Consider the following 26,464-nt stretch of genomic DNA (forward strand, 5'->3'; position numbering starts at 1 on the left):
CGGCCCCCTTCCGATTTTAGTTATGCTATACTCAAGTCAATAATCGACCACTAGGGGAGCCTTCGGGCTGAGACGGCATGTTGCCGGACCCTTTGAACCTGATCTGGCTCATACCAGCGTAGGGAAGTGGCTTGGGATACGCCTCTGTATATCCACGCCATTTTTCCGTCTGGAAACGTGGCGTTTTTATTTTGAAAGGAGACTATTCATGCGTATTCAACAACTCACTTGGATGGCGATGCTCGTCGCCATCGCCGTCGTTGGCTCAATGTTCATCTCGATTCCCACAGGTGTCGCCCGCGCTTATCCGATTCAGCATATGGTGAACGTGATTGCCGCAGTCACCGTCGGGCCAATCGGAGCCGTTCTCGTCGCATTCGTGACCGGACTCATTCGCGTCATGACCGGCACAGGGTCACTTCTCGCGTTCCCCGGTGGCATGATTGGTGCATTTCTTGCTGGTATGTTCTTCGTTCGCACGAATCGCGTCTATGCCGCCGCTCTCGGAGAAATCATCGGAACTGGGGTTATCGCTTCGTTGATTGCCGTCCCGTACGCAAAACTGTTGATGGGTTCGACGTTCGGTGCATTTTTCTTTGTCCCGGCGTTCCTTGCCTCTAGTTTGACGGGTGCGCTTCTCGGTTGGCTCGTCTTGTCGCGTGTCAAACAGTTGCGACCGAGCGCACTCAAATAAAAGTCTTTCGATTGGATGAAAATGGTAAACTATAGACAACATCCATGAAGGAGGAGTTTTATGTCACGTTTCAATCAACTTGTAGCGGGTGGTATATTGTTGTTTTTGTCTGGACTCTTATATACGCTCGAACGCATTGCACTCTACACCCGTTGGAGCGCCCAAATCTCAACAGGAAGCTGGCCGGAAGAACCAACGTTTGTCGATCCCTTTCTTCAAAACTGGTTCGTTACCTTGTTTCTCTTTGCCGCTATCCCCTTCTTCTTGGCAGCTATGAATGTCACGCAAAAAACAAGTCCATCCGAGAATCCGACCGACTCATGACGGTCGGTTTTTTGTATGATAAACCCAAATCGCTTCACCATTCCATTCATCAATTAAGTCGCTGTCGACAAAGCCGTTCTTCGCTTGAACTACCCCCACCTACGCTTCGCTTAGAGGTGGGGGATTCCTGAGTTATCCGACCTGACAGTCGGAACCTGATCAGGCTAGCCCCGTCGTCCCGACGGTTGAAGAAGCCAACATGCGCTCGGCTTCTTGTCTGAGGTTCAGTCCTGCGTTCACATCACGGTCGTGGTGGACCCCGCAAGCCGGGCATGTCCATTCACGCAGACCAAGATGTTTCACGTCTTGGTGTCGATGGCCGCAACTCGAACACAATTGGCTCGAGGCGAAGGTCTTCCCGACCTTCACGACGGTCTTGCCGTACCAGCCGGCCTTATACTCGAGCATGCGAAAGAACGCCGACCAGCCGACCTCGGCGATCGACTTGCTCAACTTGCGGTCCTTCTGCATGTTCTTGACCTGCAGGGTCTCGATGCCGATGACGTCGTGGTTTTTGACGATCTCGGTCGACACCTTGTGCAGGAAATCAGTGCGTCTGTTGGCGATCTTCTCGTGGATACGGGCAACCTTCCGCTTCTGCTTCTGGTAGTTCTTCGCCTCGGAGAGTCTCACCCTCTTGTTCAGGGCGATGCGCTGACGACGGGACAACTTACGTTGCTCCCGTGCCAGTTTCTTCTCGAGCGTACGGAAGTAACGGTCGTTCTTGTACAATGTGCCGTCCGATAGAACGGCGAAGTTCTTCAGCCCGACGTCGACGCCGACCGATGAACCGGTCTTCGGCAGCTCACTGATCTCCTGCTCTACGAGAAGGGAGACGAAATATTTACCCGAAGCCGTGCATCGGATCGTGGCGCTCAGGATGCGACCCTCGACCTGTCTCGATTTGGCGAAACGCAGCCATTTCAGCTTCGGGAGTTTGAGTCGATTCCCGACGATCGAGACCTCGGGGAGCTGGGACTTGCCCTGGATGTTCGCCGTATAGGATTGGACGGGGTTTCGCTTCGACTTGAAACGGGGATGATTCCCCTTTTTCTTGAAGAACTTCTTATACGCGTCGGCCAGGTGTTTGACACTGTTCTGGACGGCCGTGCTGTCCACTTCCGTCAACCAACCAAATTCCTGTTTGAGCATGGGAAGTTCTTTCGAGCAGGCATCATACGACAGTCCCTTGCCGGTCGCTTCATGGGCCGCGTCCCATTTCGACAGGAAATGGTTGAACACGAACCGGGAACAGCCGATCGTCTTGGCGATCAGGATTTCCTGTTCCTTCGTCGGATAGATCCGGAATTTATAGCCCTTGTGCTTCACCATGTGACGGTCACCACCTTTGAAGATATTTTACCCGAAGAAAAGGCTGGCGATTCATCTCCCACTTTCACGTAAGCCCTGTCCTTAACGTTTAGAAGTGGGCGTATTCTCGCTTAATTTTGATAAAATCGTTTCGCAGCTTCATTCTCTTGATAGAGACTCAGGATGATATCATCCACATCGTATTGTGTCTGGATAAATTCCACTGCCATGCGTAGGCACTTCGTTCCAACGCCTTTCCCTTGTTCATGTTGATCAATCATGAAGCGGTCGAGCCATATATAACGTTCTGTCTGGTTTTCTGCTCCGACCATCATGAAGCCAACCGGTCGCTCACCTTCATAAAATGCAAAGCTCCGCCAATTGTATTTCGTATCCTCAGCCATCTCTTGAAGGGATTCGACATTCGTCTCGATGAATCGTGCTTGGTTCTCGTCCACTGTCAGGGCGATGACCGCCTCTCGAATGACTGCATCAACCGGTTGAATCGTGATTTCATTTCCTTTCATGCTTTCACCTCATTAATTTTCTCTTTCTTCCATACGATTTCTCCCGAAAAAGTTTCTTCTCCCGTATCTTCGAAGGCTTGTATTCGCTACACTAACAATAGAAAAGGAGGGGGTCTTATGTTCCGAATCGGAAGTATCTTCATTCCCGTATCAGATGTAGAACAGTCTCTGAACTGGTATACCACTTATTTTTATGCCCAAGAAATCGGGCGCTGGGAAGGGGGCATCGGAATCTGTCTGCCAGATGGCTCGACTCAACTCGGATTGATTCAAACTACTTCAACGCAACCTACAACATTTAAGGATGCGTCCGGACAAGCCCATGTTTATTTCAATATCATCTGTGAAGACATCCAGCTCGCGTATCAATCGTTCGAACAAGCAGGGTTAATTGCGACCCCGCTTCACGATTTCGGTGGTATGTCCTGTTTTGACGTACGAGACCCGGATGGACATACGATCAGCCTCATCTCAGAAGAATTGACTTCCCCGTTCCACCGTGATCGAGTGAAAGAGTTGCAAACGAAAGGAAACAACCAATGAAACAAATCCATCATATCTGTATCCAAACCCCGGATTATGCCGCATCGAAGTCATTTTACGAAGCGCTCGGTTTTGAACTCGTCCAGGAGTCGCCAAACTTTCATACGCGTGACTTCAACAGTTGGCTCAAGCTCGGTGATTTTTATATTGAGCTCCAGACTGCTAAAGCGGATGAAACGTTACAAGACTACTCGAAACATGCGGCCGGTCCCGTCCATTTCGCCCTCTATGTAGATGACCTCAAAGCGGAAGTCGCACGACTCGAACAACTCGGCGTCACGTTTTTACCGAAGCACGGTGGCAACATCTACTTCGTCGTCGATGGGCATTTAAGTAAATTAAAAGCACCGGAAGGAACCATCATTGAACTGCGTGATACGTTCGAGATTACATAATCTACAGCTTTTAATACCATGGATAAAAATATATATAGTAGTTTAGTAGTAAAATGTGGTTTTATTATAGTTAAATGTAATTAAATTTACATTTATGGATATAAATATTATTAAGTTACTTTAAATTACTTTGTTTTTAGTGTATCCTTACTTTTGTTGAAAATTTTAAGGAAAAAGGGGATTTTTTAATTGAATTTTACTAAAAACACTTTAGTTTATAAGCTTTTCATGGTGACTTTAAGCACATTATTGGTAATCACCTTATTAACACCAATAAATTCAGTTACGGCATCTGAACCAACTAATTACCTAACAACCGAAGAGCAATTTTATATTAATGAATTTGCTGAAGATCTTGAATTTCTATTTGAAGAAGGGACAACATTCGAAAACGGAAAATATACTATGAATGAACAACTAGTTGCTAAAAAATTCGGAACTCAAAACATGGCATCAATTGCTCTTTTTATCAAAATAGTTAATGATGAAGAAATTACTAGTGACGATTTAATTGGGGTATCGAGTAAGAATGACATAAATCTCATTTCTTCAAATTCTGTTGTGACAATGGCATCCAAACAATCATGGAAACAATGTGTTGGTAGTAAAATTATCGATGCAACAGGTATTGGTTTTATAAGCGGGGGACTATGGAAGTTGATTGAGAGAGAAGCCTGGAAACAAGTTGCGATTGAATTAGCAAAAGTAGCCGGAAAAAATGCAATTAAAGGTGGCATTATAGGTTTTACTGCAAGTTTAGCTTGGTATGGAATTAAATGTAAGTGATTTCAAGTCTGTAAAAGATTTAAAAATTATTAATATGTAAACTTAAATAATATTAACACCTAAAGAACTAGATTCTACAAACTAACGAATCTAGTTCTTTACTACTTCATTTATACAAGCCGTTGAATGTATGAAAAGTTAAATGTACATAGTTAAATTACTTCATGCTTTAAAGTTCTCGATTCTTTTTTAAAGACAATCTAAGTGAAGAAAGTTGAAAAACTAGAAGCAATACATATGCGCAGGTTGAAATTCCTATCAAATCCATCCAACTATACTCCACTATCTTCGTTACTTTTAAAACAATTCCTACCCCAGCAAACAAAACAGCAAACTTCGATGTGGAAACAATTGTTTTCTTTAGTTCGATTTTATATTCAGATTTCTCAACAACGTTTGCATACTCCATACCTGAGAGAATATAGCGAATCCATACATAGAGACTTAGAATTGCTATAACACCCAATAGAATATATGAAAACTCAGTGCTGAATATACCTAAAAATCTATTCAATAGAACGGCTACTCCCAAAAAGCCAATGAACAAAACGAAAGCCTCTGCTATAAAGTACAATAACTGCCTTTCTTTATATTCGTCATTTGGTAAAAACATTGTGACCCATGATTTTTTCATCTTTTACTCCTCCCAAAATAAATCATTTAACGTGACGCAAAGAACCCTCGCAATGGCAATACAGAGCTTCAACGAAGGATTATATTTATCTGCTTCGATTAAACCGATTGTCTGCCTAGTCACACCGATTGCCATTGCCAAATCTGTTTGAGTAAAATTCTTTTCTACTCGATATTCTTTTACTCTATTACCCATAGCTATCTCCTTATTTTGTTTTCCAACAATCTAAATGTAATATATATATTCCATTAACGCAATATATATATTACATATTTTTGATTACGAATGAATCTCCATCACACTTTCTACGTTTTCTCTATTCATAAGAAAGGAAAGGATACAGTAACTACATCTTGAGTTAGGAGATCACTAATGAAATATCTCGATTATTGGAGCTACTTGTCACTCTCTCTGGCAAAGCTCTTCTTTTTTAGCTGGTTGACCGCGACGGCGTTCGACTTCTCGTTCTTCCTCATCAATTTGGCGACGATTTTGCTCCTGACGAGTTGGGCGCTCGCCGTGTCTTATCCGATCCGCCGATGGATTTTATACGTTTCTCTGTTCCTGCATAGTACCTTGCTCGTCTCGGACGTCTGGTACTATCGCTATTTTGAAGACTTATTATCCGTCGCCTTACTATCTGATATCGGGCAGATGGGAGATGTCGGGGGTGGCTTCTTGACGCTCATCCGCCCAATCGATGCGTTCTTCTTCATCGACCTCATCATCTACGGTTTGATTTTGCGTTATATGAAACGTCGTCCTGTCCGTGAAGGAAAGCAGAACGGAAGACGATTGGCGATTGCCGGCTTCACACTCGGATTTCTTCTCTTCACGATTCCGCTCACCCTCAGTTATCAGCGTGGAGAAAAGTGGATTGCAGATGACCCGATCTCGAATATGCGTGAATATTATCATCTTGGATTTTGGGGGTATCACGCGATAGATGTCGCTCGAGGGGTCGAACGTGCCATGGGATGGAACGAAGCCCTGACAGACGAAGAGCGTTCTCAAATCCAAGCACTCTCTTATCAAGAATTAAGTGCCTCGAGTCCGGATACGAACGTCATCGTCCTACAACTCGAATCGTTCCAAACATCTGTCATCGACCAACAGATCAACGGACAGGAATTGACACCGAACTTAAATCGATTGCGCCGTGACATGCTCTATTTCCCGAACGTGTATCATCAGACGCATGAAGGGCGGACGTCCGATGCGGAGTTCATCGTGAACACATCACTCTATCCTGTCAAATCTGGTTCGGTGTACACACGTTTCCCGGGAAATCAATTTAGTGCACTCTCACAGTACTTGAACGAGGCGGGCTACGATACGGCAGCCATGCACTCCTTCCGTAAAGACTTTTGGAATCGGGATGATTTTTATGACAACATCGGGTTCAATCATTTCTTTAGCGACAAAGACTACCCCGACCAAGGAATCATCGGGATGGCACTCAACGATCAAGACTTCTTGAATACGTCCGTCGGATTCATGGAAGAGTTGGATGAACCGTTTTATGCGTTTTTAGTCGCATTGACGAGCCATACGCCGTACGACATTCCGGAGGACGAGAAGCGATTGGACCTGTCGGAAATTGAGGACCCGCTTCTCGAAAACTATTATCATACCGTTCACTTCGTCGATGCGGCAGTCGGTCAGTTCATCGAACGATTGAAACAAGATGGGTTGTGGGATGAGACGCTTCTCGTCCTATATGGTGACCACGATAGCGGTCTGACGGCACCTGGAGAAGAGATGGCTACCATCGAAGAAGTGGACTCGACGGTTGATGCGTTTCAACTCGACCGTGCTGTCCCTCTCTTTATCAAACCACCTGGACTGACGACAGGAGAAGTCATGGAGGCAAGTGGCGGTCAAATCGATATCGCACCGACGATTCTTGATGTACTTGGAATTTCCCCGGCATATATGCTTGGCGACTCCCTCTTGAATGATACATCGAATCTGACTGTCTTTCGGACGGGCGCTTTCCGATATGAAGACCATTACTATGAACCAGACTTGACCGAACGTGCTGGTAACGGCACATGCTATTCCGTCGAGACGGAAGAACCGGTCGCATTCAATCGATGCGCCCCTTACATTGACCGTGCGGCCAGCCAGCTCCGTCTCTCGGATACCATCATCGAGAAAGATGCCCTCTCACAAATGAGTCCATGAAAAACCTCCCGAGCTATTTGTCCCGGGAGGTTTGTTTAATAGGCTTTACGCAACGTCGCGATATCGAGTTTTTTCATGGGCAGACACGCCTGTACGACTTGTTCAATCTGCTCTTGCGAACCGACCGTCATCATCTCTTCCATTTCCCACGGAATGATTTGCCACGAGACGCCGTAGCGATCTTTCAGCCACCCACACTCCTCTGCTTCTGGTACAGCCGATAACCGCTCCCAGTACGTATCGACTTCGTCTTGTGTCTCACAAAAAGCGATGAGCGACTGTGTTTCGTTAAATGAAAACATATGATTCTCATTACTGTCCATCACGACAAATTCTCGGCCGGATAAGACGAAACGGGCATAATTGATTTTCCCGTCGAGCTCGTCGCCATCTTCTTCCGTGTACCGTACTGTATGTCCGTCCAGTACATACGAATCTTTGAAAATGGAAATCCAATCGTTCATCGCTGCCTCGGCGCGACCGAATGCTTCCTGGACAAACAAGAGGCATGGCGTCACGAGCTGAATGTCCATCCCCCCATCATGCATGACTTGCCAAGAAACCCCGTAGCGGTCCTTCAACCACCATAACGCTGGCTGAAGTCGTACGTATCTAATGGAATCAAGATTTCCGCTCCGTCAGATAATCGTTCCCACAGTGCATTGATTTCTTCTGTCGTCGGGAGGGATACCATATAAGAAACGGACGGATTTCGTTCTTTTGTGGTACCTCCCCCGAGTAACTGAAAGAACTGTCCAGCGAGCGATAACGTCACAATCGTCGTCTCGCCTGCTGGCGAGCTTGAAAATTTCGTCGTATAGTCGACAAACGAATCTGGAAAGATGGAGACATACCACTCGGCGATTTCCTCGACATTCTCCTCAAACCAAATACATGGGATCACAGGTTGCGTAATCATGAGAAAGTCTCCTTTCAGACTTCATGCAAACGATAGACATCACGCACGGCGAGAAGCTCCCCGGCTTCGTCACGATATGCCTGATAATGCGATGAATGGATGTGGTGATCGAGCGCCTCTTCGTCTTTATACTTTTCATAGAAGACAAACGTTCCTGGTGCATCGATTGCTTCGTGAAGAACGTACGTGAGACATCCGTCTTCCGCTCGTGACGGTGGAATCACACGATGTAATGCCTCACGTAACGCTTCTTCTTTACCAGGATGGGCTTTCAAGATTGCAGTAATGACGATTTCCATACAGTATTCCTCCTTCGATAATGGACCTGCCTTTCTGTTCCCGAATCTACCGCAATCTATCCCAAAAAACGGATATCTCATCGTACGAGACATCCGTTTCTGTTTATGACTTTTTCTTTTGTCGGAACGGCCACCAAACACCATCACCAAACGAAATCGTAATGGCTGGAATCAAGAGTGGCAATACAATCAATCCGTATAGCAACAGACCAGTAATGACGATGGTCGCAATCTGAACGAGACTGAGCACGCCTGACGGAATCATGGCGCCGAACGTCCCGGCGAGGATCACCGCGGCGGTCATAATGACGGTACCCATCTTCGTCATCGAATAGACGAGCGCATCACGGACCGTCTTCCCATTGATCGTCTCTTCCCGGAATCGATCCAGTAGGAAGATGGAATAGTCGATTCCAAGTGCAATCAACATGACGAATCCGAAGAACGGAACGGCCCAGCTGATTCCGTCATAGCCAAGACCTTCCACAAAGATCAGCTCTGTGATCGCCGCTGACGTATAGTACGTCAAGAGAAGCGAAGCAATCATATAGAGCGGTATGATCATCGAGCGGAACAATGCCGTCAAGACGATGAACAACGTCACGAGCATGATGGCTACCGTCCGATTGAAGTCGTTCGTTGACGTTTCATTCAAATCGCTGTTGATGCTTGAGATACCTGCGTATCCGATGGTCGCATCTGCATATGGTGTCCCCGTAACAGAACGATCCATCGTCTCTTTAATCGTCTCGACGACATCAATCGCTTCTGGTGAGTATGGATCCATCTCCAGTATCACCTCGAGCTGAGTCGCTGTCTCTTCGTCAAAGACGTAGCGTTCTACGGCAGGGGAAAACTCATCTGATGTGAGTGTCCCTTCAGGAAGATAGACACCTGTCTCCCGAAGCGAATCTGCTTCACTCAACTGTTGCAAGAACGAAACCGCTTCGCCGAGTCCCGACTCGATTTGTCCTAATCCGTCGTTCGCTTCGCCAACACCTGTCGCGAGTTGCGATAGTCCGGTGCTAAGTTCACCAACCTGAGATCCTTGCGCATTCAATGCGGAGGCGGCTTCACTGATGCCCGATTCGATTTGTGTGAGCCCTGCCGACACTTGACCGAGCTGTCCGACTGCAGCAGGGATGTTTTGGGTCGCTGTCAATCCTTGCCCAATGAGACCAAGTTGACCGTTTAATTGATTCAGCCCAGCTGCTGCTTCAGTAAGTGGCGCCCCGGCATTGGTTGAACCGCTTGGCAATTGTCCGATGACCGCGTTTAGCCCCTGCTCAATCTCGTCTAATCCGGCCTGGACATCACCAAGACCCGTCTGTGCATCAGACAAACCTTCACTGAGTTCACCGAGTTGCGTGTCGACATAGAAATCGTCGATGACTTCACCAGTCGGGCGTGTGAGGGCACGCACACCGCTCACTCCATCGACTTTTTCGAGCTCACTTGCGAACATTTCAATGTATGGAACTTCCGATTCTGTAATGGCTTGATCTTGTTTCAAAATGATTTGTACCGGAAGGGATTCCCCTTGACCGAACCCTTCTGAAATCAAATTCAGTCCACGAACCGAATCGTACCCGTCTCCAATCTCATCGACCGTATTGAACGAACGGGCATCGTCATACGTGAACAGGACTGGCACCGTAATCAATCCAACGACCAAAATCGATACGAACGGGCGATTGACCGACAATCGACTCAATCCAGCCCAGAGCTTGCTATCATGATGCTCGCCTGCTTTCTTCGATGGCCAGAACAGTCGCTGCTTGAGCGTCGCCATAAAGAATGGGACGACTGTGAAGAGAATCAACAGCAACACCGCAATTCCGACTGCGACAGCGACGGCTGATTTGAAGATTGGAAAATCTGCAAACCCGATGGCCGCGAAACCGACGAAGACCGCGAGCCCACTGATCAAGACCGTCCGTCCTGCCGTCTTGTACGTATTGACGATTGCGTCTTCAATCGCATGCCCCGCACTCAGCTCCTCTTTGTAACGGCTAAGAAGTAGGATACAGTAGTCTGTCCCAATCCCGAACAAGATGGCCACGAGGAATATTTGTGTGTAGTTCGATACCGGGAATCCGAACCAATCCACAAAGAACGCGACAAACGATTGGCTCAATAAATACGTGAAGCCGACCGCGATGAGTGGAATGAACGGTGTCACGATAGAACGGAACACGAGGAGCAACAATCCAAAAATCAATACGACCGTGATGATTTCCGTCTTTTTCAACCCTTCTTGGGCACTCAAGTTCACATCATTGTTAATGATCTCTTCCCCAGTGATATATACTGTTTCCTCTTGAGGAAGCACGTTTTCACGGACATCATCAGCAAACGCATTGATTTCTTCTGTCGTACCTTCGACCGTGATCGGGACGAGGACGATGCGTCCGTCTTCTGAGACGAGCTGTGCCTCTGTCTCCTCACTTTCAAACGGATCGAGAACATCCGTCACGACCGTTTCATCCTGTCTAAGCTCTTCGATGACACGAGCGACATCCGTTCGCTCGGTTTCGCCAATCGACTCGAACTCGTAGACGAGCGAGATGGTTTTATCACTCTTCCCGGCCTCATCTAAAATCGCTTGTGCACGCTGAGAGTCCATATCGTCCGCTAGCTGAAAACTACCAGCTTCTTCTGCTTGCTTTGTTAAGTTCGGCGCTACGACAAATAGTGCCGCTGTCAATACGATGAGGGAAATGAGGATTCCCCAACGCCATTGAATGATTTTATGCACGTATTATTCCTCCCCGATTCGGAGCAATTGTTTTATTTTCCGGAACGTCCGGACAAATTGCTCAATTTCAATTTCGTCTACTTCTCCATCGATGAGGGATTCTACATATCGATAGACGGCACCGTCCACTTCCTCGACGAGCCGCTTTCCTTCTGATGTCAATTCAATCAATCGTTCGCGCTGGTCTTGTCCACGTCGACTCGTGACAAGTTCTTTTTCGACCAGTTTTTTGAGTCGATTCGAGACCGCACTTTTATGGACACCTTGCTTTTGTGCCAACTGTCCAGCTGGCGTCGGTCCAAATTGATCGAGCAACTTTAAGAGCTGGAGTTGTTCACGCGAATACTCACGCCAGACATCCCCTTCCATCGCTTCGATGACATGTTCCGTCCCATGGAACATCACTTCTTCAAATAACTGCACGGCTTCGCGCATCAATGCTTTCATTTTTAGTTTACCCCCTAAACTAGATGCTTATAGTTTATGCCCTAAACTAAATAACGTCAAATAAAAAAACCGATAAGGAGAATCCTATCGGCGCAGCACATCAGTCGTATTTTATCCGATCCATGTAATCAACCCTTTGTGCTTTTGTGACGCGGATAAAAAAATCGCTTTCAATTCCTCGAACTGTTCGAGCAAGTATTGCTTTTCCTCACTTCCCCACCCTCTCTCGAATGGGTAAAGTTCATGCGCATTCATCCTCGTCGCGTCATAACGTGATTCAAGGGCATCTCGTTCGATATAGTGAAGTCGGGTCGCTAAGTCTTTCACTTCTGATGACGTCAAATAGGCCGTTCCTGTTTCCTCTTCGATTACCATTCCGCCGAAAATCGTTCTCCCGAGGGAGTGACGGTCAATGTCGTCCAAGTCCGCTTCTCCGGTTAGCAAAAAGTACAGTCCGTGCCACGCTTTATCGATATCCGACTGTCTTTCCTCGTACGTGTACAATTCCTCGAAATAATCAGGTTCATCAAGTAGCCGCGCCAACTCATCATCTGTTACTCGCAAGTAAGTTCCAATCATCCCCATTTGAGTGCCCCTCTCCAGTTCGTTTGTCTGTCTATTCGTCATCAAAACGAAAAAACCTTCCGTAGAAGGTTTAAACGATTGCCTCGGCGACACGTAGACCAGATAAATAGGCACTCTCAAAGCGAGTTCGTCCAGATGGATCATCCGCTTCAAGAAAGATATCGCCAGCTAAATAGATGGGCTGATGGCTTACTCGATAAAACGGTTCATGCCACACGTCTTTCGCTTGCGCATAGCGCCACCGTTTCAATTGCTGTGACACGATGTCGATATCGCCAACTTCCTCCCGGAATAACCGCTCAACTTCTGCAAGTGTCTCCTCTTCTGGTCGCTCATACCACTCTTCACTCCACGCTTCTTCCATATAGACGCTGATGAGCGAGGTCGCAGTGATTCCTTTTTGCTGATTATTGATCACCTTCAACAATCCAGGTGTCAGGTCATGATCGAGAATCCCATCTTCCCCAATCTGTACATCACCCGTACATTCGAAGAGACCAACGAACGTCGGCGCATACACGAGACGTCGCAAGGAAGGTTTGACCTGATCAACCAAACTCCCGAGTAATTCGAACGATTGCGGAAGCGGTGCCGTCATCACGATTCGGTCGTATGAACGTCTCGTCACATCTGTCTTCACGCTGATGGTACCATCCTCTTCTATGTGAACGTGCTCCACATGTTCATTCAAGTGTACCGTCAATCCCTCAGCAAGATGCTTGGCGAGTCCATTCATACCATCCGTCCCCACGTATCGCGGATAAGGGTCCGCATACCAGACACGCACCCAATTCGCACTCATCCACGACTGTACCTCGCGTTTGAGATTTTCTCCACGTACGGTGAAATAGACGGCCCCGTGATCCGCTTGTCCGTCACCGATTCGGCGAGTTGCCAAACGTCCCCCGACGCTTTGGCTCTTTTCGATCAATTCAACCGTATGACCTCGACGCATCAGTTCACGCGCTGCGATAATCCCGCTCAGACCAGCCCCAATGATTCCAATCTTCATTCAGCATTTCCCCTTTCCTTCATGAAGATTGTAGCATGCTCATTCCTTTCAACCTCTATTTAACTAAATCAGGCGAGAATTCTCCCTCCTCTAAGCGTCTCGGGGCGTAGCCCAGCGTAGGCGGGAGATGAATCGCCCGGTCCAAAACTCTTCTCTCCCTGTGACAGATGTAGCGAACAAAAGTTCGTGATTCCGTCAGATTCTCCCTCCCCCTCCGCGGGTATCGGATGAGGAGGACACATCACGATCTTCTGGAGGGAGGAGGGACGGACATGCTGAAAGGCTACACATACAGGCTCCATCCGACGCCGGCACAGGCCGAGTTCCTCATCAAGACGATCGGCTGCGCCCGGTTCATCTACAACAAGCTGCTCGAGGACCGCATCGCCATCCGCGAGGAGGCGAAAGCGGGGAGCGGAACGAGACGGAAACCGGCGACACCCGCCTCCTACAAGCCCCTGTTCCCGTTCCTCGCCGAGGCGGACAGCCTCGCGTTCGCGAAGTTCTTCGCCGGGACGGGCGGCTTCCCGAACTTCAAATCGAGACGACGGTCGCGCGCCTCCTACACGACGAACAACCAGCATGGCACGATCCGCATCGAGGCGGGCAAGGTCCGTCTGCCGAAGGTCGGGTTCGTGCGGTTCACACAACATCGCCCGTTCGAGGGCGTCATCCGGTCGGCGACGGTCTCGATGACCAAGACGGGCAAGTTCTTTGTCTCCATCCTCGTCAAACAGGACGATGAACCATGGATCCCAGCCGAGAACAAGGTCGGGATCGATCTCGGTCTGGAACACTTCGCCGTCATGACGAACGACGCGATGGTATCGGAGAAAATCGAAAACCCACGTTTCCTTCGACAATCCGAAGCGAAGGTCAAGAAGGCGCAACGGGCGCTGTCGCGAAAGAAGATCGGAAGCAAGAATCGTGAAAAGGCCAAATTACTTTTGGCTAAGAAACACGAAAAGATTGCCAACCAACGCAAGGACTTCCTTCACAAACTGTCAAGACGGATCGTTGACGAGAACCAAGTCATCGTCGTGGAGACATTGAAGTCGAAGGACATGATGAAGGATCACAAGGTGGCGAAGTCCATCGGAGATGTCAGTTGGTACGAGTTCGTCCGGCAACTCGAGTACAAATCAAACTTCTACGGACGGACGCTCATCAAGGCGGATCAATGGTTCGCATCCACTCAAATCTGTTCCACTTGCGGCGTAAAAGGCGAGAAGAAGGCGATGGATGTCCGTGAATGGACGTGTGCCTGTGGCGCGCATCATGACCGTGACATCAACGCGAGCATCAACCTGTTGATGTTGGCAAACTAAAACGAATTCCTTCAGGGTGGGAACCACCCGACGAGCTTGGTAAACAACCGTGGCTGGTAAGAGCACGGTCTTCCCAAGAAGCTCCCCCTTCAATTTGCGAAGCAAATAAGTGGCGAGTAGTTCACTATGCTTCAGGCTGGTTTGTTCCATTGTTCGTCGTACGCCCGACGCGAGTCTTCATACATGACAGCGAAACGCGCAACGACGAATGGACGAATGAGGATTGTCGCAATCGATAATGATAATGCGGCAAGTAAAACCGAATTCACAACCATAAATAACGTGAAGCCAATCAAATAAATCGGGATGAACGGCAAAATCAGTTTAAATGCGTCCCACTTCTGACCATGCATCAACGTGCGTGACTTCGTGATTGCTTCTCTGACTGATAGCTCTGGCTCATCTCGCAAAATAAAGTACGTGAACGCGTAGGAAAAGAACTTCATGATTCCCGGAACAATGAATAATAGTGTCCAAAGCGTCTGGAAGATGGCTAGTAGGATGACAGCCGTCACATGCTTACCAAATCGTTCTTTCATCGGTCGAAACACATCACGAAACTCCGCGTCTTGTCCGCGAATGATTGAAAGAATGACCCAGTGATACCCGATGATGATTGGATATAGCATAAAGGATACAACCATCGTACTTACAAGGAATACAATCGCCTGTAACGAACCGGCTTTCGCCCCGTAAAGTGTCGGGTCGAATATTGCAATAAACTCTAATATAATGGCACAAAGAAACGACCAGGCTAATAGTAGACCTCGTTTCCCATTGATTGCTTCATGTGTCCGTTCTGTCCATGTTTGAACCATTTTCTAGCCTCCCCTTGAATGATTTATCTTATATACGCCATATCGTTCAAATACGTTTCATGTTCATACAAAAAAAGCAGAGATTCACTCTGCTCGTTCGTCCGCTCGATATTCTAGTATGTCCCCCGGTTGACAGTCGAGCGCTTCACAAATCGCTTCGAGCGTCGAAAAACGAATCGCTTTCGCTTTTCCATTCTTTAAAATCGACAAGTTTGCCATGGTGATCCCGACCCGTTCCGACAGCTCTGTCACACTCATTTTCCGCTTCGCTAACATCACATCTAGATTCACAATCATAGTCATTTTCCTCACCTCAGACCGTCAAATCGATTTCTTGTTTCATATCGATGGCTCGCTTTAATAATTTCTGTAACAACTCAGCAAAGACGGCAATGACAAATGCGGCGAACACGAAAACGAGCCCAAGGACTAAGAAACCCGGGGAATCATCACGCTCGGCGAACCAATAGAAGAACGGAAGCAACGCCGTATAGATGACCGTGATGGTCAATGCACAATACTTGATTACCCGAAGTACTTTCACCGCACCATAGGAGAATGCCTCATTCCGGTCAATCAATCCTAGCAAGGTAAATGTCTGAAAAAGAGCCGCAAAATAGGGAACTGCCGCCACATACATCCCGACGACAATCGGACGCATCGAATTCGCAATCCAACCCCCGCTCTCGGTTGCGTCTCGCCAAAGAAACGGAAGTAAAAAGATACAGGCTGCAAGAATCGGAAGGGCTAAGACAATCACCGATAGTTTTAAAAAGACGGTTTCTCGTTTCACCTGTCATACACCTCACTCATTTTATTTCCTTTATCATACGCCCTCATTTATCGTTTATCAATAAATATTTATCGAAAAATAGACCTCAAAAAATTCTTGAGGTCTTCTTTCCTTACTTCATCGCTTCTAGTTCACTTTCGGTCACCCATTTATGGTTTGTGACCTCTTCTCCATCTTCCGTCGTGTAATCCACCATATAAACCGTCGTCTCTTCAGCCATATCAATTGTCGCTTCTGCGCCATCCATGCCCTCCATGTGATCGGCGGCCAAAACGACTTGTTCACCTTCTGCTAATGGCGCGTCACCCGGATTCTCGAGTTCCTCATGGATCACCCATTTGTGATTCTCTACCGGATCACCGCCTGTCGTCGGTGTATAACTGACTGCGTATACAGTCGTATCATACGCACCGACAATCGTGGCTTCGACACCTTCCATCCCCGGCATATGATCCGCTGTCATCATCGCTGTCGACCCGACCGGATATGTCGGATCATTCGTTTCCATCAGTCCGTCTGGTATCTCTCCAGACCCCGAGTGGTCCATTGCCGAATGATCCATGCTTTGTTCTTCTGACATCTCCATCGATGTATCGTCCGCCGTATCCCCGCATGCGGCTAACGATGTAGCGAGCACGATGACACCTAAGCCCGTCATCCATTTCTTCTGTTTCATCGAATCTCTCCTTTTATTCATACTCACGTTGAGTGTACCCGCTCTATCGGGGAAACAGACATTTTTGAGAACGTTCCGATGATTTGTTAACTGACTGAAACAAAAAAGGCCAAAATCCCGAAAGATTCTGGCCATGGAAGATTATTCAACTGTTACAGACTTCGCCAAGTTACGTGGCTTGTCGACATCACAGTCGCGGGCAAGTGCCGCATAGTACGAGATGAGTTGAAGTGGAAGAACCGTCACGAGTGGCGTGAGAAGTGGTTCAACACGTGGAAGAACGAATGCATCGTTTTCATGCTCCATGCCTTCCATTGAAATCGTACAAGCTACTGCACCACGCGCTACAACTTCTTTGATGTTTCCACGAATGTTGAGGTGTGTGTTCGGTTGCGACACAAGCGTGATGACCGGTGTTCCGTCTTCGATCAACGCGATCGGGCCGTGTTTGAGTTCCCCACCTGGGTATCCTTCTGCTTGGATGTATGAGATCTCTTTGAGCTTCAATGCGCCTTCAAGACCTACATATGAATCCAATCCACGTCCGAGGAAGAATGCGTTACGTGATTCTTTCAAGAACTTATCAGCAAGCTCTTCAAAGATTTCTTTTTGTGCCATGATCGAGTCCATCGTTGTCGCAACGAGTGCGAGCTCTTGCATCAAATCAAACGGAAGTTTCTTCCCGTTCGCACGAGCGATGTCGTATGCGAGAATTGCGAGGACCGCAATCTGTGCCGTGTACGCTTTCGTCGACGCGACCGCGATCTCCGGTCCGGCGTGGAGGAGCATCGTCTCGTTCGCTTCACGCGACAATGTCGATCCCGCTACGTTTGTCAACGTGAGCGCTTTATGGCCAAGCTTTTTCACTTCGACGAGAACGGCACGGCTGTCCGCTGTTTCACCTGATTGTGAGATGAAGAGGAAGAGTGGCTTCTCCGTCAAAAGTGGCATGTTGTAACCGAACTCTGACGCGACGTGTACTTCAGTCGGTACACCTGCGACGCGCTCGATTAATTGTTTCCCAACAAGACCAGCGTGGTAACTTGTACCACACGCGACGATATAGACGCGGTCTGCTTCCGAGACGAGCTCGCGCACGCCGTCCGTGAGTTCGATGTCGCCGTTCTCGTTCTGGTAGTGCTGGATGATGTTGCGGATGACGGCTGGTTGCTCGTCCATCTCCTTCAACATGTAGTGCGCGTACGTGCCCTTCTCGATGTCTGACGCATCGATCTCGGCCGTGTACGGTGCACGCTCGATTACTTCGCCGTCGAGCGTCTTGATTGTCGCCGACTCACGCGTGAGGATGACAATCTCGCCGTCATGGAGCTCGAGGTACTGGTCCGTCACCTGGAGCATCGCCATCGCGTCCGATGCGACGACGTTGAACGTGCCGTCACCGAGTCCGACGAGGAGCGGTGACTTGTTCTTCCCGATATAGAGGCGCTCTTTGTCCTCTGAGTCGATCATCGCGATCGCGTATGATCCGTGGAGGTCCGAAAGCGTCTTGCGGAACGCCGCCTCGACGTCGCCGAGCTCGACGAAGTGCTTCTCCATGAGCTGGACGATGACTTCCGTGTCCGTCTCTGAGAGGAACGGGACGTCAAGCGTCTTCTTGATGATTTCGTCGTTCTCGATCACGCCGTTGTGCACGAGCGTGAAGCGTCCTGTCGTACTTTGGTGCGGGTGGGCGTTCGGTACGCTCGGTACCCCGTGTGTCGCCCAACGTGTGTGGCCGATTCCAATCGTGCCGTCTACTTCTGCTGGGATGATTTCGCGTAGCGCAGCGATGCGACCGACTTCTTTGTGAACGTTGACATTTTCATGCATCAACGCAAGACCTGCCGAGTCATAACCACGGTACTCGAGTTTTTCAAGACCTTTGAGAAGGACTTCCTTCGCTCCGGTATTCCCAATCATTCCTACAATTCCACACATAAACAAATCTCCTCTATTCTTCGATTTCTCGAAAAAGGAAACGGGCTTTTTCTAAGAGCTGTCAACACACACTTCTTTGTCCGTCCGGTCACCCGGGCGTTTTAAAAGCGTGCTTTTCGTCGTGACAGGCGACGAGGAGGCATCCGCCGAAATCTCGATAACCTCCAACCTCGTCAACTCCGCAGAGTTCTGGCGCTTGTTCGTACTCTTGTGTCCTTCCGTTTCCAAGGTCACGCTCTTAATAGTACAAATCACACCCCCATTCGTCAAGAAGAACCATTGTTTTCTCGATGACAAAACGGAAACAAAAAGGGAATCCAACGTTGGATTCCCTTGTGTTATTCCCGGTTTCTGAAAAATTATCCTTCTACGCCGTAATCTTCACGCACGACTTGCGCGATTTTTTCAACGTAGAGATCGCACTCTTCCGCTGTCGGCGCTTCTGCCATGACACGGACGAGTGGCTCTGTTCCAGAAGCACGGACAAGAATACGACCGTTCCCAGCCATTTCCGCTTCTGCTTCTTGAATCGTCGCAAGGACACGTTCTCCGTTCATCGCATCATTTTTATTCGTCACACGAATGTTGACGAGCTTTTGCGGATAAACCGGCATCTCAGCTGCCAACTCAGAAAGTTTACGGCCTGTCGACTTGACGATTTCCGCCAATTGGACGCCTGATAACATCCCGTCACCCGTTGTCGAGTGATCGAGGAAAATCAAGTGACCCGACTGTTCACCACCGAGTGTGTATTGATGTTTCTTCATTTCTTCCACAACATAACGGTCACCAACTGCTGTTTGAAGCGCAGTCATACCCGCTTCTTCCACAGCTTTATGGAAGCCAAGGTTACTCATGACCGTCGCGACAATCGTATTGTCTTTCAAACGACCTTTTTCACTCAAGTATTTACCGCAGATGTACATGATTTTGTCCCCATCCACGATATCACCGTTCTCATCAATCGCAATCAAACGATCTCCATCACCATCAAAGGCAAGACCCATATCCGCTCCTTTTTCACGAACGAACTCAGCCAAGTGCTCAGGGTGTGTCGAGCCGACACCTTCATTGATGTTCAACCCGTTCGGCGAGTTTCCGATTGTCGACACGTTCGCCTCAAGGTCAGCGAAGAGACGAGCTGCAAGACCACTCGTTGCACCATGTGCGCAATCAAGCGCGATGTGAAGACCATCGAAGTCCTCTTCTACAGTCTGTTTCAACATTTGAAGATACTTTTGTGCACCCTCATAATAATCTGAAACGAAACCAAGGTCTTTTCCAGTCGGACGCGGGAGTGTATCTTCCGCAGCGTCTAAAATGTCTTCGATTTCTTGTTCAGTTGCGTCATCTAATTTGAAACCATCACTACCGAAGAATTTGATCCCGTTGTCTGCCACGGGGTTATGTGATGCCGAGATCATGACTCCCGCTGTCGCATCTAGTGACTTCGTCAAGTAGGCGACCCCAGGTGTCGAGATGACACCGAGACGCATAACTTCTGCACCGATTGAAAGAAGACCCGCAATCAATGCACCCTCTAACATATGTCCTGAGATTCGTGTGTCACGACCAATCAAGACTTTTGGCTGTTCGCCTTCTGGCAAATGTTTCGAGAGCACGTAGCCACCCGCACGACCTAAACGATATGCTAATTCCGCAGTCAACTCAGAGTTCGCAACACCGCGAACTCCATCTGTTCCAAAATATTTACCCATAAGATTAAATCCTCACTTTTGTATGATTGAACATCTTTATTGAATGGAAGATGTTTCTGTTTCTTCATCGACGCTTGTCAATTGAACATCGATTGTTTTCGGCGAAATGACAGTCACGCCTTTAGGTACTTCATAATCTACATCTACCGCGTGTGTCCCACTCGGTAAACCTGTTAAATCTAAGGTTACATTGACACTGTTCGAGGAGATGTTCTCTAGAAGGGATCGTTTTCCCGATAATGTCACACTGACGACTTCTTGCGTTTGAACCGTATAATTTGTCCGGTCATATCCACGAACATTGACAGGCACCGTCAATCGAATCCGTTCCGTCAATTCACCCGTGTCATCTTTCGACTCGTCGTTTGGACGAATCAACACTTGGACTTCGACTTCTTTTTTACCGAGAGATGTCGCTCCTTCTGGAAGGCGGAGGGTAGCATTTAACTTTTCAGACTTCGTTAAGTCATCCAGCTCAATCGGTTCCGTTTCGATTGTTTCGAGTGCATCGAGCACTTCTTTTGGTGCAAAGACACGGACTTCCGTCTCAGCTAACAACGTATCGACTAGTCGGAAGTCATCCGCCACATCTCCACTCGTAACGACCTCGATTGGAATCATCGCACTTTCATCATAAATCGGTACGGTGACATTGATGATATTCGGGTCGACCGAGACGTTTAATGGGTTCCCATTCGCATCTAAAATAGTCGGGGGGATTTCTCGTGTAAACGTCTGACTTTGACTCGCGACATCTACATTTAGCGTGATTTCCTTGACGTTTTGAATCCGACTCGCGCCTCCCGTGACTTTCACAGTAGACGGTTCGATTTCGACATCACCCGCTACTTTCCCCTCCGGTAACTGATCTTTGTTTAATAAGTTTACAGATACCGGCACTTCAATTGTTTGCTTCCGGTCAATATAGATTTCGACAGTCTCTCGGTCTAACTTGACGTTGACGTCGCCACCGAATCCTCGTGCCTCGACCGGAACACGGTGAAAGCCCGTCCCGAGGTTCGTCAAGTCGACGAATACCTGATAATCTTTCACCAATTTGGTCATCGTTAAACTACTAGATGGGCCTTGAAGCTCAACGCCCATCTCTTCCGGTACATTATATGCGACATACTGCACCTCATCAAAAAACACTTCGACCGGCACATCGAGCGTCATGGAACTCTGTCCGACGATCGGCAGCGCACTCGACGCATTATTTGAAGAACTGGTCTCAGCGACCATTAAGTATAAAAGGACGGCTAAAGCAAGTGCGATGAAGCGGAGAAACCATTTATGTTGTAACCACTGATCAATCACTTACTTATCCCCTCCTTTTTTACCGAAGAACGAGAGGGTCGCCTCTTTTTCTTCGATGACGAGTTCTTGAATTAATTTGTTGCGTAGCGCTTCTTCATCCAATTCGCGATACAGACGTCCTGCAATCGCAAGGGAGACCGCTCCCGTCTCTTCTGAGACGGTAAGGGTGACACTGTCTGTCACTTCACTGACGCCAATGGCTGCACGGTGACGCGTCCCGAGCGCTTTATCGATATGTGGGCTTTCAGAGAGCGGTAAATAACAAGCTGCCGCTGCAATCTTCCCGTCTTGAATAATCATCGCCCCATCATGAAGCGGCGTGTTTGGAATGAATAAGTTAATAATCAACTGTGACGTAATATGTGAGTCCATCCGAATGCCTGTCTCGACATATTCATTGAGTCCCGTATCGCGTTCGATGGCAATCAATGCACCGATTCGCCGTTTGGACATATACTGCGCAGAACTGACGATGGCTTCAATCATTTGTCGTTGTTGCTCTTCGTCACTCGTTCCCGTACGTCCGAATAAATTGCTCGTTCGTCCGAGATGTTCAAGACCACGTCTCAACTCAGGTTGAAAAATGATGATAATCCCAAGAAGACCATACGTAATCACCTGATTTAGCAAGAACTGGAGCGTCTTCAATCCGAAGAAACCGCTCAAGAACCAACTGACCAGGATGATTGAGATCCCTTTGATTAACTGAACTGCTTTTGTCCCACGTACAATCATCATTAACTTATAAATCACGTACGTGACGACGACGATATCTAAAACATCATTCAAATAATCGTACCAATGTACGTTTTCTGAAAGATTTAAAAATGAGAAAAATGATACTTGTTCAAGTAGCGGCAAATGCTCCCCTCCTTCACTACCTAGCTAAATCGTGCAATTTCCATTATATCATCAATTCTGTATATTCGCATTGCGTCACATCAAAACGAAACCAGATTGAAACGAAAAAAAGACGCCAGAAGCGTCTTTAGAAAAGTTGTTTCATCGAATACCAAATCCATTCGAACATTTGGTCAATCTGTTCAAGCTCACCTGTCACTTGACCGGCACTAGCTAAATACGCACGGCCATTTACAGCGGTCGCGTCACCTTTGACCGTTCCTTCGATTCGTAAATCGCCACCTTGAACGGTGATATCCTTCTCGACCGTCACACCGACCGGCACAATGACTTCGTTCTCTGACACGACAACCCCTGGTACTTTTGTATAGGTCATCGTCTCAGATGCACTGTTCCAGAGTCCAAGTGTCGCACTAGACATCAGACTGAAGAACAGGACCGCCGCGATCAAAGCCGGGTGTCGTTGTAGCCAAGCGATTTGTTTCGAGTGCGGTTTTCGTTCTTTTCGGATTGGTTTTGATAACGGAACGACCGTATCGGGTGCTTTTTGTACAGGTGCTTCAGGCAAAGCGGCCATCACACGTGCAGTAAAATCGGCTGATAACTTTGGACGAGGCAATGCTTTCAGTTCTGCGTCGATTCGTTCATATTGTAGATACGACTCGTATAATTCATCGTCTTCTAACAATTGACGCAATTCGTCAGATTCTTCGGGCAAAACGCCATCTTCCAAATATTGTTGTACTTTTTCTTCAGGAGTCAATTGAACCCCTCCCTATTTTGAAAGATTGTTTTTAACATTTCTCTTCCCCGGAAGATCCTTGTTTTAACCGTTGCGACCGGCATGTCGATCATCACGCTGATTTCTTTTAATGACAAATCATCCACGTACTTTAGTAGTAAGGGAATACGATATTTGTCCGGGAGTTGCTTGATTGCTTCATGCATCTCACTTCGAATTTCGCGATGAACCACTTGGGCATCGGGTTGGGGCGCTTCATCAGCTAAGTGGTCTTGATAGGTCAAACCGTCTGTACCTGCAATTTCGGCATCCATCGAATACTCTGGCTTCCGTTTCCTCAATCGATCGATGGCAACGTTCGTTGTGATTCGATAGAGCCATGTTTTGAACTTATATTGTGCGTCATACGTATCGATTCGTGTATACGCACGAATGAACGCTTCCTGGGCAGCGTCTTCCGCTTCGCCACGATCATACAAAATTTTATAGGCGATTGCAAAGACGCCATCCTTGTATAGTTCTACCAGTTCGGCAAACGAATCGTGATTCCCCGCCCTCAATTCATCTACCAAACGGGTGGTCAGCCGTTCCATCAATCCACTTCCCCTCTCCGCTACACATGCGGTCATTTCTATATACGTCTCATGATTCAAATGGTTTCATTTAAAATAAAAAAAGTTTCCACCCCCATTGTAGCAAACGGGTTTGGAAACTGTAAGGAAATCAGACTGTCTCGCCTTCCAATAACAGGTTTTCTTTTGATTTTATAATCGTTTCGCACAGACGATACGCTAAATTTGCCGTCATATCTTCTCGGTCTAACACCGGATTCAATTCAACGAGTTCGACAGCAATTAAATCATCTGCTTTCATAGCTTCTGTTAAAATCGCTTTTGCCTCGACTTCTGTCAGGCCGCCATCAACCGGTGTCCCAGTGCCAGGTACTAGTGATGCATCTAAACTATCCATATCAAAGCTGATGTAGAAACGATTGACGCGTTCACGTAGATAATTCAATGCTTCTTGCATGATGATATCGGCACCACGCGTTCGCACTTCTTCTACAGTAATGACTTTGATGCCAAGTCGATTAATCTCGTTCATTTCCCCTTCATCGATATCACGAAGTGCGATGTATACTAAATGCTCCGGTGATAACTTCGGCTCACGTCCGCCCACTTCTGTCAGACGAACGTCACCCATGCCCATTGCAGCCGCAAGCGGCATTCCATGAATATTACCGGATGGTGACGTTTCTCCAGTATTCAAGTCAGCATGAGCGTCTACCCAGATGACACCGTATGGTCCTGTTTGAGCCAACCCAGCGAGTGTACCGATTGCCATACTATGATCGCCCCCAACGATCAATGGGAATCGATTCGCTGTAATCTCGCGATGCACAACTTCCGCCAATTCAGTGACTGTGTGTAGGACACCATCGACTCGCTTCAAATGTTCCTCATTTTCACGAATTTCAGATTCCGGTAACACGCGAATCGTATGTTTGACCGTTTCCGATGGCAGAAGTGTCTCCATCCCTAATTCGTTTAATTTTGCTGGTCCTTGGTCAACCCCGAGTTTCCCTTGACCGTATCGCAGCGGTACATGAATATATGACCATTGCATTCCCATTCCCCCTTTAAACACTTAATAGTTGAATTGTAAACGCTATCATCCGTTTGGTTCAACTCGGCAATACAATGAATAAACATACAAAAAGGCAGCCTGAATGGTGGCAGGCTGCCTTTCTCTGTACTCTCATTTGAATGGTTCATGGTTTTAGGCAAAAAAAAACTTAAGTCATCACTAACTTAAGAAACAAACATATGGTGGAGCCTAGCGGGATCGAACCGCTGACCTCCTGCGTGCAAGGCAGGCGCTCTCCCAGCTGAGCTAAGGCCCCGAAACAGGGATAAGAATATGGAGCGGAAGACGGGATTCGAACCCGCGACCCCGACCTTGGCAAGGTCGTATTCTACCACTGAACTACTTCCGCAAAAAAATGGTGAGCCATGCAGGGCTCGAACCTGCGACCCTCTGATTAAAAGTCAGATGCTCTACCAACTGAGCTAATGGCTCAAACCTGGTGGGGGGGGGCGGATTCGAACCGCCGAACCCGAAGGAGCGGATTTACAGTCCGCCGCGTTTAGCCACTTCGCTACCCCCCCGAGGAGTGCCGGCGAAAGGATTCGAACCCTCGACCCTCTGATTACAAGTCAGATGCTCTACCAACTGAGCTACACCGGCATATATATAGGTTTGATGTAATACATAAAAATGGTGGAGGATGACGGGATCGAACCGCCGACCCCCTGCTTGTAAGGCAGGTGCTCTCCCAGCTGAGCTAATCCTCCATATGGTGACCCGTACGGGATTCGAACCCGTGTTACCGCCGTGAAAGGGCGGTGTCTTAACCGCTTGACCAACGGGCCTAAATTGGCTCCGCAAGTAGGATTTGAACCTACGACCTACCGGTTAACAGCCGGTTGCTCTACCACTGAGCTATTGCGGAACGATTTTGCCTGGCAACGTCCTATCCTCACAGGGGGAGATCCCCCAACTACTTTCGGCGCTGAGACGCTTAACTTCTGTGTTCGGCATGGGAACAGGTGTGGCCGTCTCGCTATCGCCACCAGACAAAATGAATATTAACACCACGTCATACGCATGTCAATAATGTTTAGGGTTTATTCCCTGAAAACTGAGGATTCATCAACACAAACCATAGACTAGATCAAAGCCTCGACCGATTAGTATCATTCAGCTCCACGTGTCACCACGCTTCCACCCATGACCTATCTACCTCATCGTCTCTGAGGGGTCTTTCTTGATTGCTCAAAGGGAAATCTCAT

29 protein-coding genes, 8 tRNA genes, 2 rRNA genes and 1 riboswitch are annotated in these 26,464 nt (G+C 47.8%); of the genes, 7 read left to right on the plus strand and 32 right to left on the minus strand.

What is annotated here, in order from left to right:
* Window positions 1-42 precede the first annotated feature (42 nt).
* A riboswitch (TPP riboswitch) is annotated at window positions 43-142 on the plus strand.
* Window positions 143-208: 66 nt separating this feature from the next.
* Together thiW and KNP04_RS06680 are read left to right on the plus strand one after the other, a co-directional pair.
* Window positions 209-694, plus strand: coding sequence for an energy coupling factor transporter S component ThiW (gene thiW / locus KNP04_RS06675; RefSeq protein ID WP_214875126.1), 486 nt, complete (start codon window positions 209-211; stop codon window positions 692-694).
* Between the two features lie 60 nt (window positions 695-754).
* Window positions 755-1,018 carry a hypothetical protein gene (locus KNP04_RS06680; protein ID WP_214780129.1) on the plus strand — a complete coding sequence of 88 codons (264 nt, stop codon included), beginning with the start codon at window positions 755-757 and terminating at the stop codon, window positions 1,016-1,018.
* Between the two features lie 159 nt (window positions 1,019-1,177).
* On the opposite strand, the gene tnpB is transcribed toward KNP04_RS06680, so the two are convergent.
* Together tnpB and KNP04_RS06690 are read right to left on the minus strand one after the other, a co-directional pair.
* Window positions 1,178-2,350: an IS200/IS605 family element RNA-guided endonuclease TnpB gene (gene tnpB, locus KNP04_RS06685; protein WP_214875127.1), complete on the minus strand. Its 1,173-nt coding sequence runs from the start codon at window positions 2,348-2,350 to the stop codon at window positions 1,178-1,180.
* Window positions 2,351-2,460: 110 nt separating this feature from the next.
* A complete protein-coding gene (locus KNP04_RS06690) occupies window positions 2,461-2,856 on the minus strand; it encodes a GNAT family N-acetyltransferase (RefSeq protein ID WP_214875128.1) in 396 nt (131 codons plus the stop codon).
* Window positions 2,857-2,973: 117 nt separating this feature from the next.
* Here KNP04_RS06690 and KNP04_RS06695 point away from each other — a divergent pair, with 117 nt between their 5' ends.
* The 3 genes from KNP04_RS06695 to KNP04_RS06705 all read left to right on the plus strand — a co-directional run bounded on the left by KNP04_RS06695 (window position 2,974) and on the right by KNP04_RS06705 (window position 4,580).
* Window positions 2,974-3,399, plus strand: coding sequence for a VOC family protein (locus tag KNP04_RS06695; RefSeq protein WP_214780125.1), 426 nt, complete (start codon window positions 2,974-2,976; stop codon window positions 3,397-3,399).
* On the plus strand, window positions 3,396-3,794 hold the full coding sequence (locus KNP04_RS06700) for a VOC family protein (RefSeq protein ID WP_074035393.1): 399 nt from the start codon (window positions 3,396-3,398) through the stop codon (window positions 3,792-3,794). Before KNP04_RS06695 ends, KNP04_RS06700 begins: the two co-directional genes overlap by 4 nt.
* A gap of 189 nt (window positions 3,795-3,983) precedes the next feature.
* Window positions 3,984-4,580 (plus strand): hypothetical protein, encoded by a 597-nt coding sequence (locus KNP04_RS06705; RefSeq protein WP_251129838.1) that lies wholly within the window; start codon window positions 3,984-3,986, stop codon window positions 4,578-4,580.
* Between the two features lie 169 nt (window positions 4,581-4,749).
* On the opposite strand, the gene KNP04_RS06710 is transcribed toward KNP04_RS06705, so the two are convergent.
* A complete protein-coding gene (locus KNP04_RS06710) occupies window positions 4,750-5,214 on the minus strand; it encodes a hypothetical protein (protein ID WP_214875129.1) in 465 nt (154 codons plus the stop codon).
* A gap of 3 nt (window positions 5,215-5,217) precedes the next feature.
* A complete protein-coding gene (locus KNP04_RS06715; protein ID WP_214875130.1) occupies window positions 5,218-5,409 on the minus strand; it encodes a helix-turn-helix transcriptional regulator in 192 nt (63 codons plus the stop codon).
* A gap of 177 nt (window positions 5,410-5,586) precedes the next feature.
* Between KNP04_RS06715 and KNP04_RS06720 the strand changes: the two genes are divergently transcribed.
* Window positions 5,587-7,401 carry an LTA synthase family protein gene (locus KNP04_RS06720; protein WP_214875131.1) on the plus strand — a complete coding sequence of 605 codons (1,815 nt, stop codon included), beginning with the start codon at window positions 5,587-5,589 and terminating at the stop codon, window positions 7,399-7,401.
* Window positions 7,402-7,436: 35 nt separating this feature from the next.
* Here KNP04_RS06720 and KNP04_RS15350 read toward each other — a convergent pair whose 3' ends face one another.
* The 7 genes from KNP04_RS15350 to KNP04_RS06750 all read right to left on the minus strand — a co-directional run bounded on the left by KNP04_RS15350 (window position 7,437) and on the right by KNP04_RS06750 (window position 13,421).
* On the minus strand, window positions 7,437-7,949 hold the full coding sequence (locus KNP04_RS15350; RefSeq protein WP_251129839.1) for a VOC family protein: 513 nt from the start codon (window positions 7,947-7,949) through the stop codon (window positions 7,437-7,439).
* A 29-nt stretch (window positions 7,950-7,978) separates the two neighbouring features.
* The gene (locus KNP04_RS15355; RefSeq protein ID WP_251129840.1) at window positions 7,979-8,320 is read right to left on the minus strand and encodes a VOC family protein; all 342 of its coding nucleotides are present in this window, start codon (window positions 8,318-8,320) and stop codon (window positions 7,979-7,981) included.
* Between the two features lie 14 nt (window positions 8,321-8,334).
* Window positions 8,335-8,619: a putative quinol monooxygenase gene (locus KNP04_RS06730; RefSeq protein ID WP_214875132.1), complete on the minus strand. Its 285-nt coding sequence runs from the start codon at window positions 8,617-8,619 to the stop codon at window positions 8,335-8,337.
* Between the two features lie 103 nt (window positions 8,620-8,722).
* Entirely contained in the window at window positions 8,723-11,377 is a 2,655-nt protein-coding gene (locus KNP04_RS06735; protein ID WP_214875133.1) for an MMPL family transporter, read from the minus strand.
* A gap of 3 nt (window positions 11,378-11,380) precedes the next feature.
* On the minus strand, window positions 11,381-11,824 hold the full coding sequence (locus KNP04_RS06740) for a MarR family winged helix-turn-helix transcriptional regulator (protein WP_214785181.1): 444 nt from the start codon (window positions 11,822-11,824) through the stop codon (window positions 11,381-11,383).
* A gap of 111 nt (window positions 11,825-11,935) precedes the next feature.
* Window positions 11,936-12,409, minus strand: coding sequence for a YfbM family protein (locus KNP04_RS06745; protein ID WP_214875134.1), 474 nt, complete (start codon window positions 12,407-12,409; stop codon window positions 11,936-11,938).
* A gap of 70 nt (window positions 12,410-12,479) precedes the next feature.
* Window positions 12,480-13,421, minus strand: a complete 942-nt coding sequence (locus KNP04_RS06750) for an NAD(P)/FAD-dependent oxidoreductase (RefSeq protein WP_214875135.1) — start codon at window positions 13,419-13,421, stop codon at window positions 12,480-12,482.
* Between the two features lie 272 nt (window positions 13,422-13,693).
* On the opposite strand from KNP04_RS06750, the gene KNP04_RS06755 reads away from it, so the two are divergent.
* Window positions 13,694-14,749, plus strand: coding sequence for an RNA-guided endonuclease TnpB family protein (locus KNP04_RS06755; protein WP_214875136.1), 1,056 nt, complete (start codon window positions 13,694-13,696; stop codon window positions 14,747-14,749).
* A gap of 131 nt (window positions 14,750-14,880) precedes the next feature.
* Here KNP04_RS06755 and KNP04_RS06760 read toward each other — a convergent pair whose 3' ends face one another.
* The 21 genes from KNP04_RS06760 to KNP04_RS06860 all read right to left on the minus strand — a co-directional run.
* Window positions 14,881-15,567, minus strand: coding sequence for a DUF975 family protein (locus tag KNP04_RS06760; RefSeq protein ID WP_214875137.1), 687 nt, complete (start codon window positions 15,565-15,567; stop codon window positions 14,881-14,883).
* An 84-nt stretch (window positions 15,568-15,651) separates the two neighbouring features.
* Entirely contained in the window at window positions 15,652-15,870 is a 219-nt protein-coding gene (locus KNP04_RS06765; RefSeq protein WP_214875138.1) for a helix-turn-helix domain-containing protein, read from the minus strand.
* Between the two features lie 10 nt (window positions 15,871-15,880).
* Window positions 15,881-16,360, minus strand: coding sequence for a DUF2975 domain-containing protein (locus KNP04_RS06770; RefSeq protein ID WP_214875139.1), 480 nt, complete (start codon window positions 16,358-16,360; stop codon window positions 15,881-15,883).
* Between the two features lie 112 nt (window positions 16,361-16,472).
* Entirely contained in the window at window positions 16,473-17,036 is a 564-nt protein-coding gene (locus KNP04_RS06775) for a YdhK family protein (RefSeq protein WP_214875140.1), read from the minus strand.
* 141 nt (window positions 17,037-17,177) lie between these two features.
* Window positions 17,178-18,974: a glutamine--fructose-6-phosphate transaminase (isomerizing) gene (gene glmS / locus KNP04_RS06780; protein WP_214875141.1), complete on the minus strand. Its 1,797-nt coding sequence runs from the start codon at window positions 18,972-18,974 to the stop codon at window positions 17,178-17,180.
* A 359-nt stretch (window positions 18,975-19,333) separates the two neighbouring features.
* Window positions 19,334-20,692 (minus strand): phosphoglucosamine mutase, encoded by a 1,359-nt coding sequence (glmM, locus tag KNP04_RS06785; RefSeq protein WP_214697357.1) that lies wholly within the window; start codon window positions 20,690-20,692, stop codon window positions 19,334-19,336.
* 36 nt (window positions 20,693-20,728) lie between these two features.
* On the minus strand, window positions 20,729-22,009 hold the full coding sequence (locus KNP04_RS06790) for a CdaR family protein (RefSeq protein ID WP_214875142.1): 1,281 nt from the start codon (window positions 22,007-22,009) through the stop codon (window positions 20,729-20,731).
* Window positions 22,010-22,870: a diadenylate cyclase CdaA gene (gene cdaA / locus KNP04_RS06795; RefSeq protein WP_214697362.1), complete on the minus strand. Its 861-nt coding sequence runs from the start codon at window positions 22,868-22,870 to the stop codon at window positions 22,010-22,012.
* A gap of 127 nt (window positions 22,871-22,997) precedes the next feature.
* Entirely contained in the window at window positions 22,998-23,633 is a 636-nt protein-coding gene (locus tag KNP04_RS06800) for an RseA family anti-sigma factor (protein WP_214875143.1), read from the minus strand.
* Window positions 23,630-24,205: an RNA polymerase sigma factor SigW gene (gene sigW, locus KNP04_RS06805; RefSeq protein WP_012727640.1), complete on the minus strand. Its 576-nt coding sequence runs from the start codon at window positions 24,203-24,205 to the stop codon at window positions 23,630-23,632. The genes KNP04_RS06800 and sigW overlap by 4 nt, the downstream gene beginning before the upstream one ends.
* 130 nt (window positions 24,206-24,335) lie before the next feature.
* A complete protein-coding gene (gene rocF, locus KNP04_RS06810; RefSeq protein WP_214875144.1) occupies window positions 24,336-25,238 on the minus strand; it encodes an arginase in 903 nt (300 codons plus the stop codon).
* A gap of 201 nt (window positions 25,239-25,439) precedes the next feature.
* A tRNA-Ala gene (locus tag KNP04_RS06815) sits at window positions 25,440-25,515 on the minus strand.
* 18 nt (window positions 25,516-25,533) lie between these two features.
* Window positions 25,534-25,608, minus strand: a tRNA-Gly gene (locus KNP04_RS06820).
* A 7-nt stretch (window positions 25,609-25,615) separates the two neighbouring features.
* Window positions 25,616-25,691, minus strand: a tRNA-Lys gene (locus KNP04_RS06825).
* Between the two features lie 5 nt (window positions 25,692-25,696).
* Window positions 25,697-25,780 (minus strand) — tRNA-Tyr (locus KNP04_RS06830).
* A 6-nt stretch (window positions 25,781-25,786) separates the two neighbouring features.
* Window positions 25,787-25,859, minus strand: a tRNA-Thr gene (locus KNP04_RS06835).
* A 31-nt stretch (window positions 25,860-25,890) separates the two neighbouring features.
* Window positions 25,891-25,966: transfer RNA gene (locus KNP04_RS06840), tRNA-Val, on the minus strand.
* 3 nt (window positions 25,967-25,969) lie between these two features.
* A tRNA-Glu gene (locus KNP04_RS06845) sits at window positions 25,970-26,044 on the minus strand.
* 5 nt (window positions 26,045-26,049) lie between these two features.
* A tRNA-Asn gene (locus KNP04_RS06850) sits at window positions 26,050-26,124 on the minus strand.
* Between the two features lie 8 nt (window positions 26,125-26,132).
* Window positions 26,133-26,249, minus strand: a 5S ribosomal RNA gene (gene rrf, locus KNP04_RS06855).
* A gap of 93 nt (window positions 26,250-26,342) precedes the next feature.
* Window positions 26,343-26,464 (minus strand): 23S ribosomal RNA (locus tag KNP04_RS06860); the annotation flags it as partial.

This window comes from Exiguobacterium sp. CH10 (assembly GCF_018617635.1).
GTDB lineage: Bacteria > Bacillota > Bacilli > Exiguobacteriales > Exiguobacteriaceae > Exiguobacterium > Exiguobacterium aestuarii_A.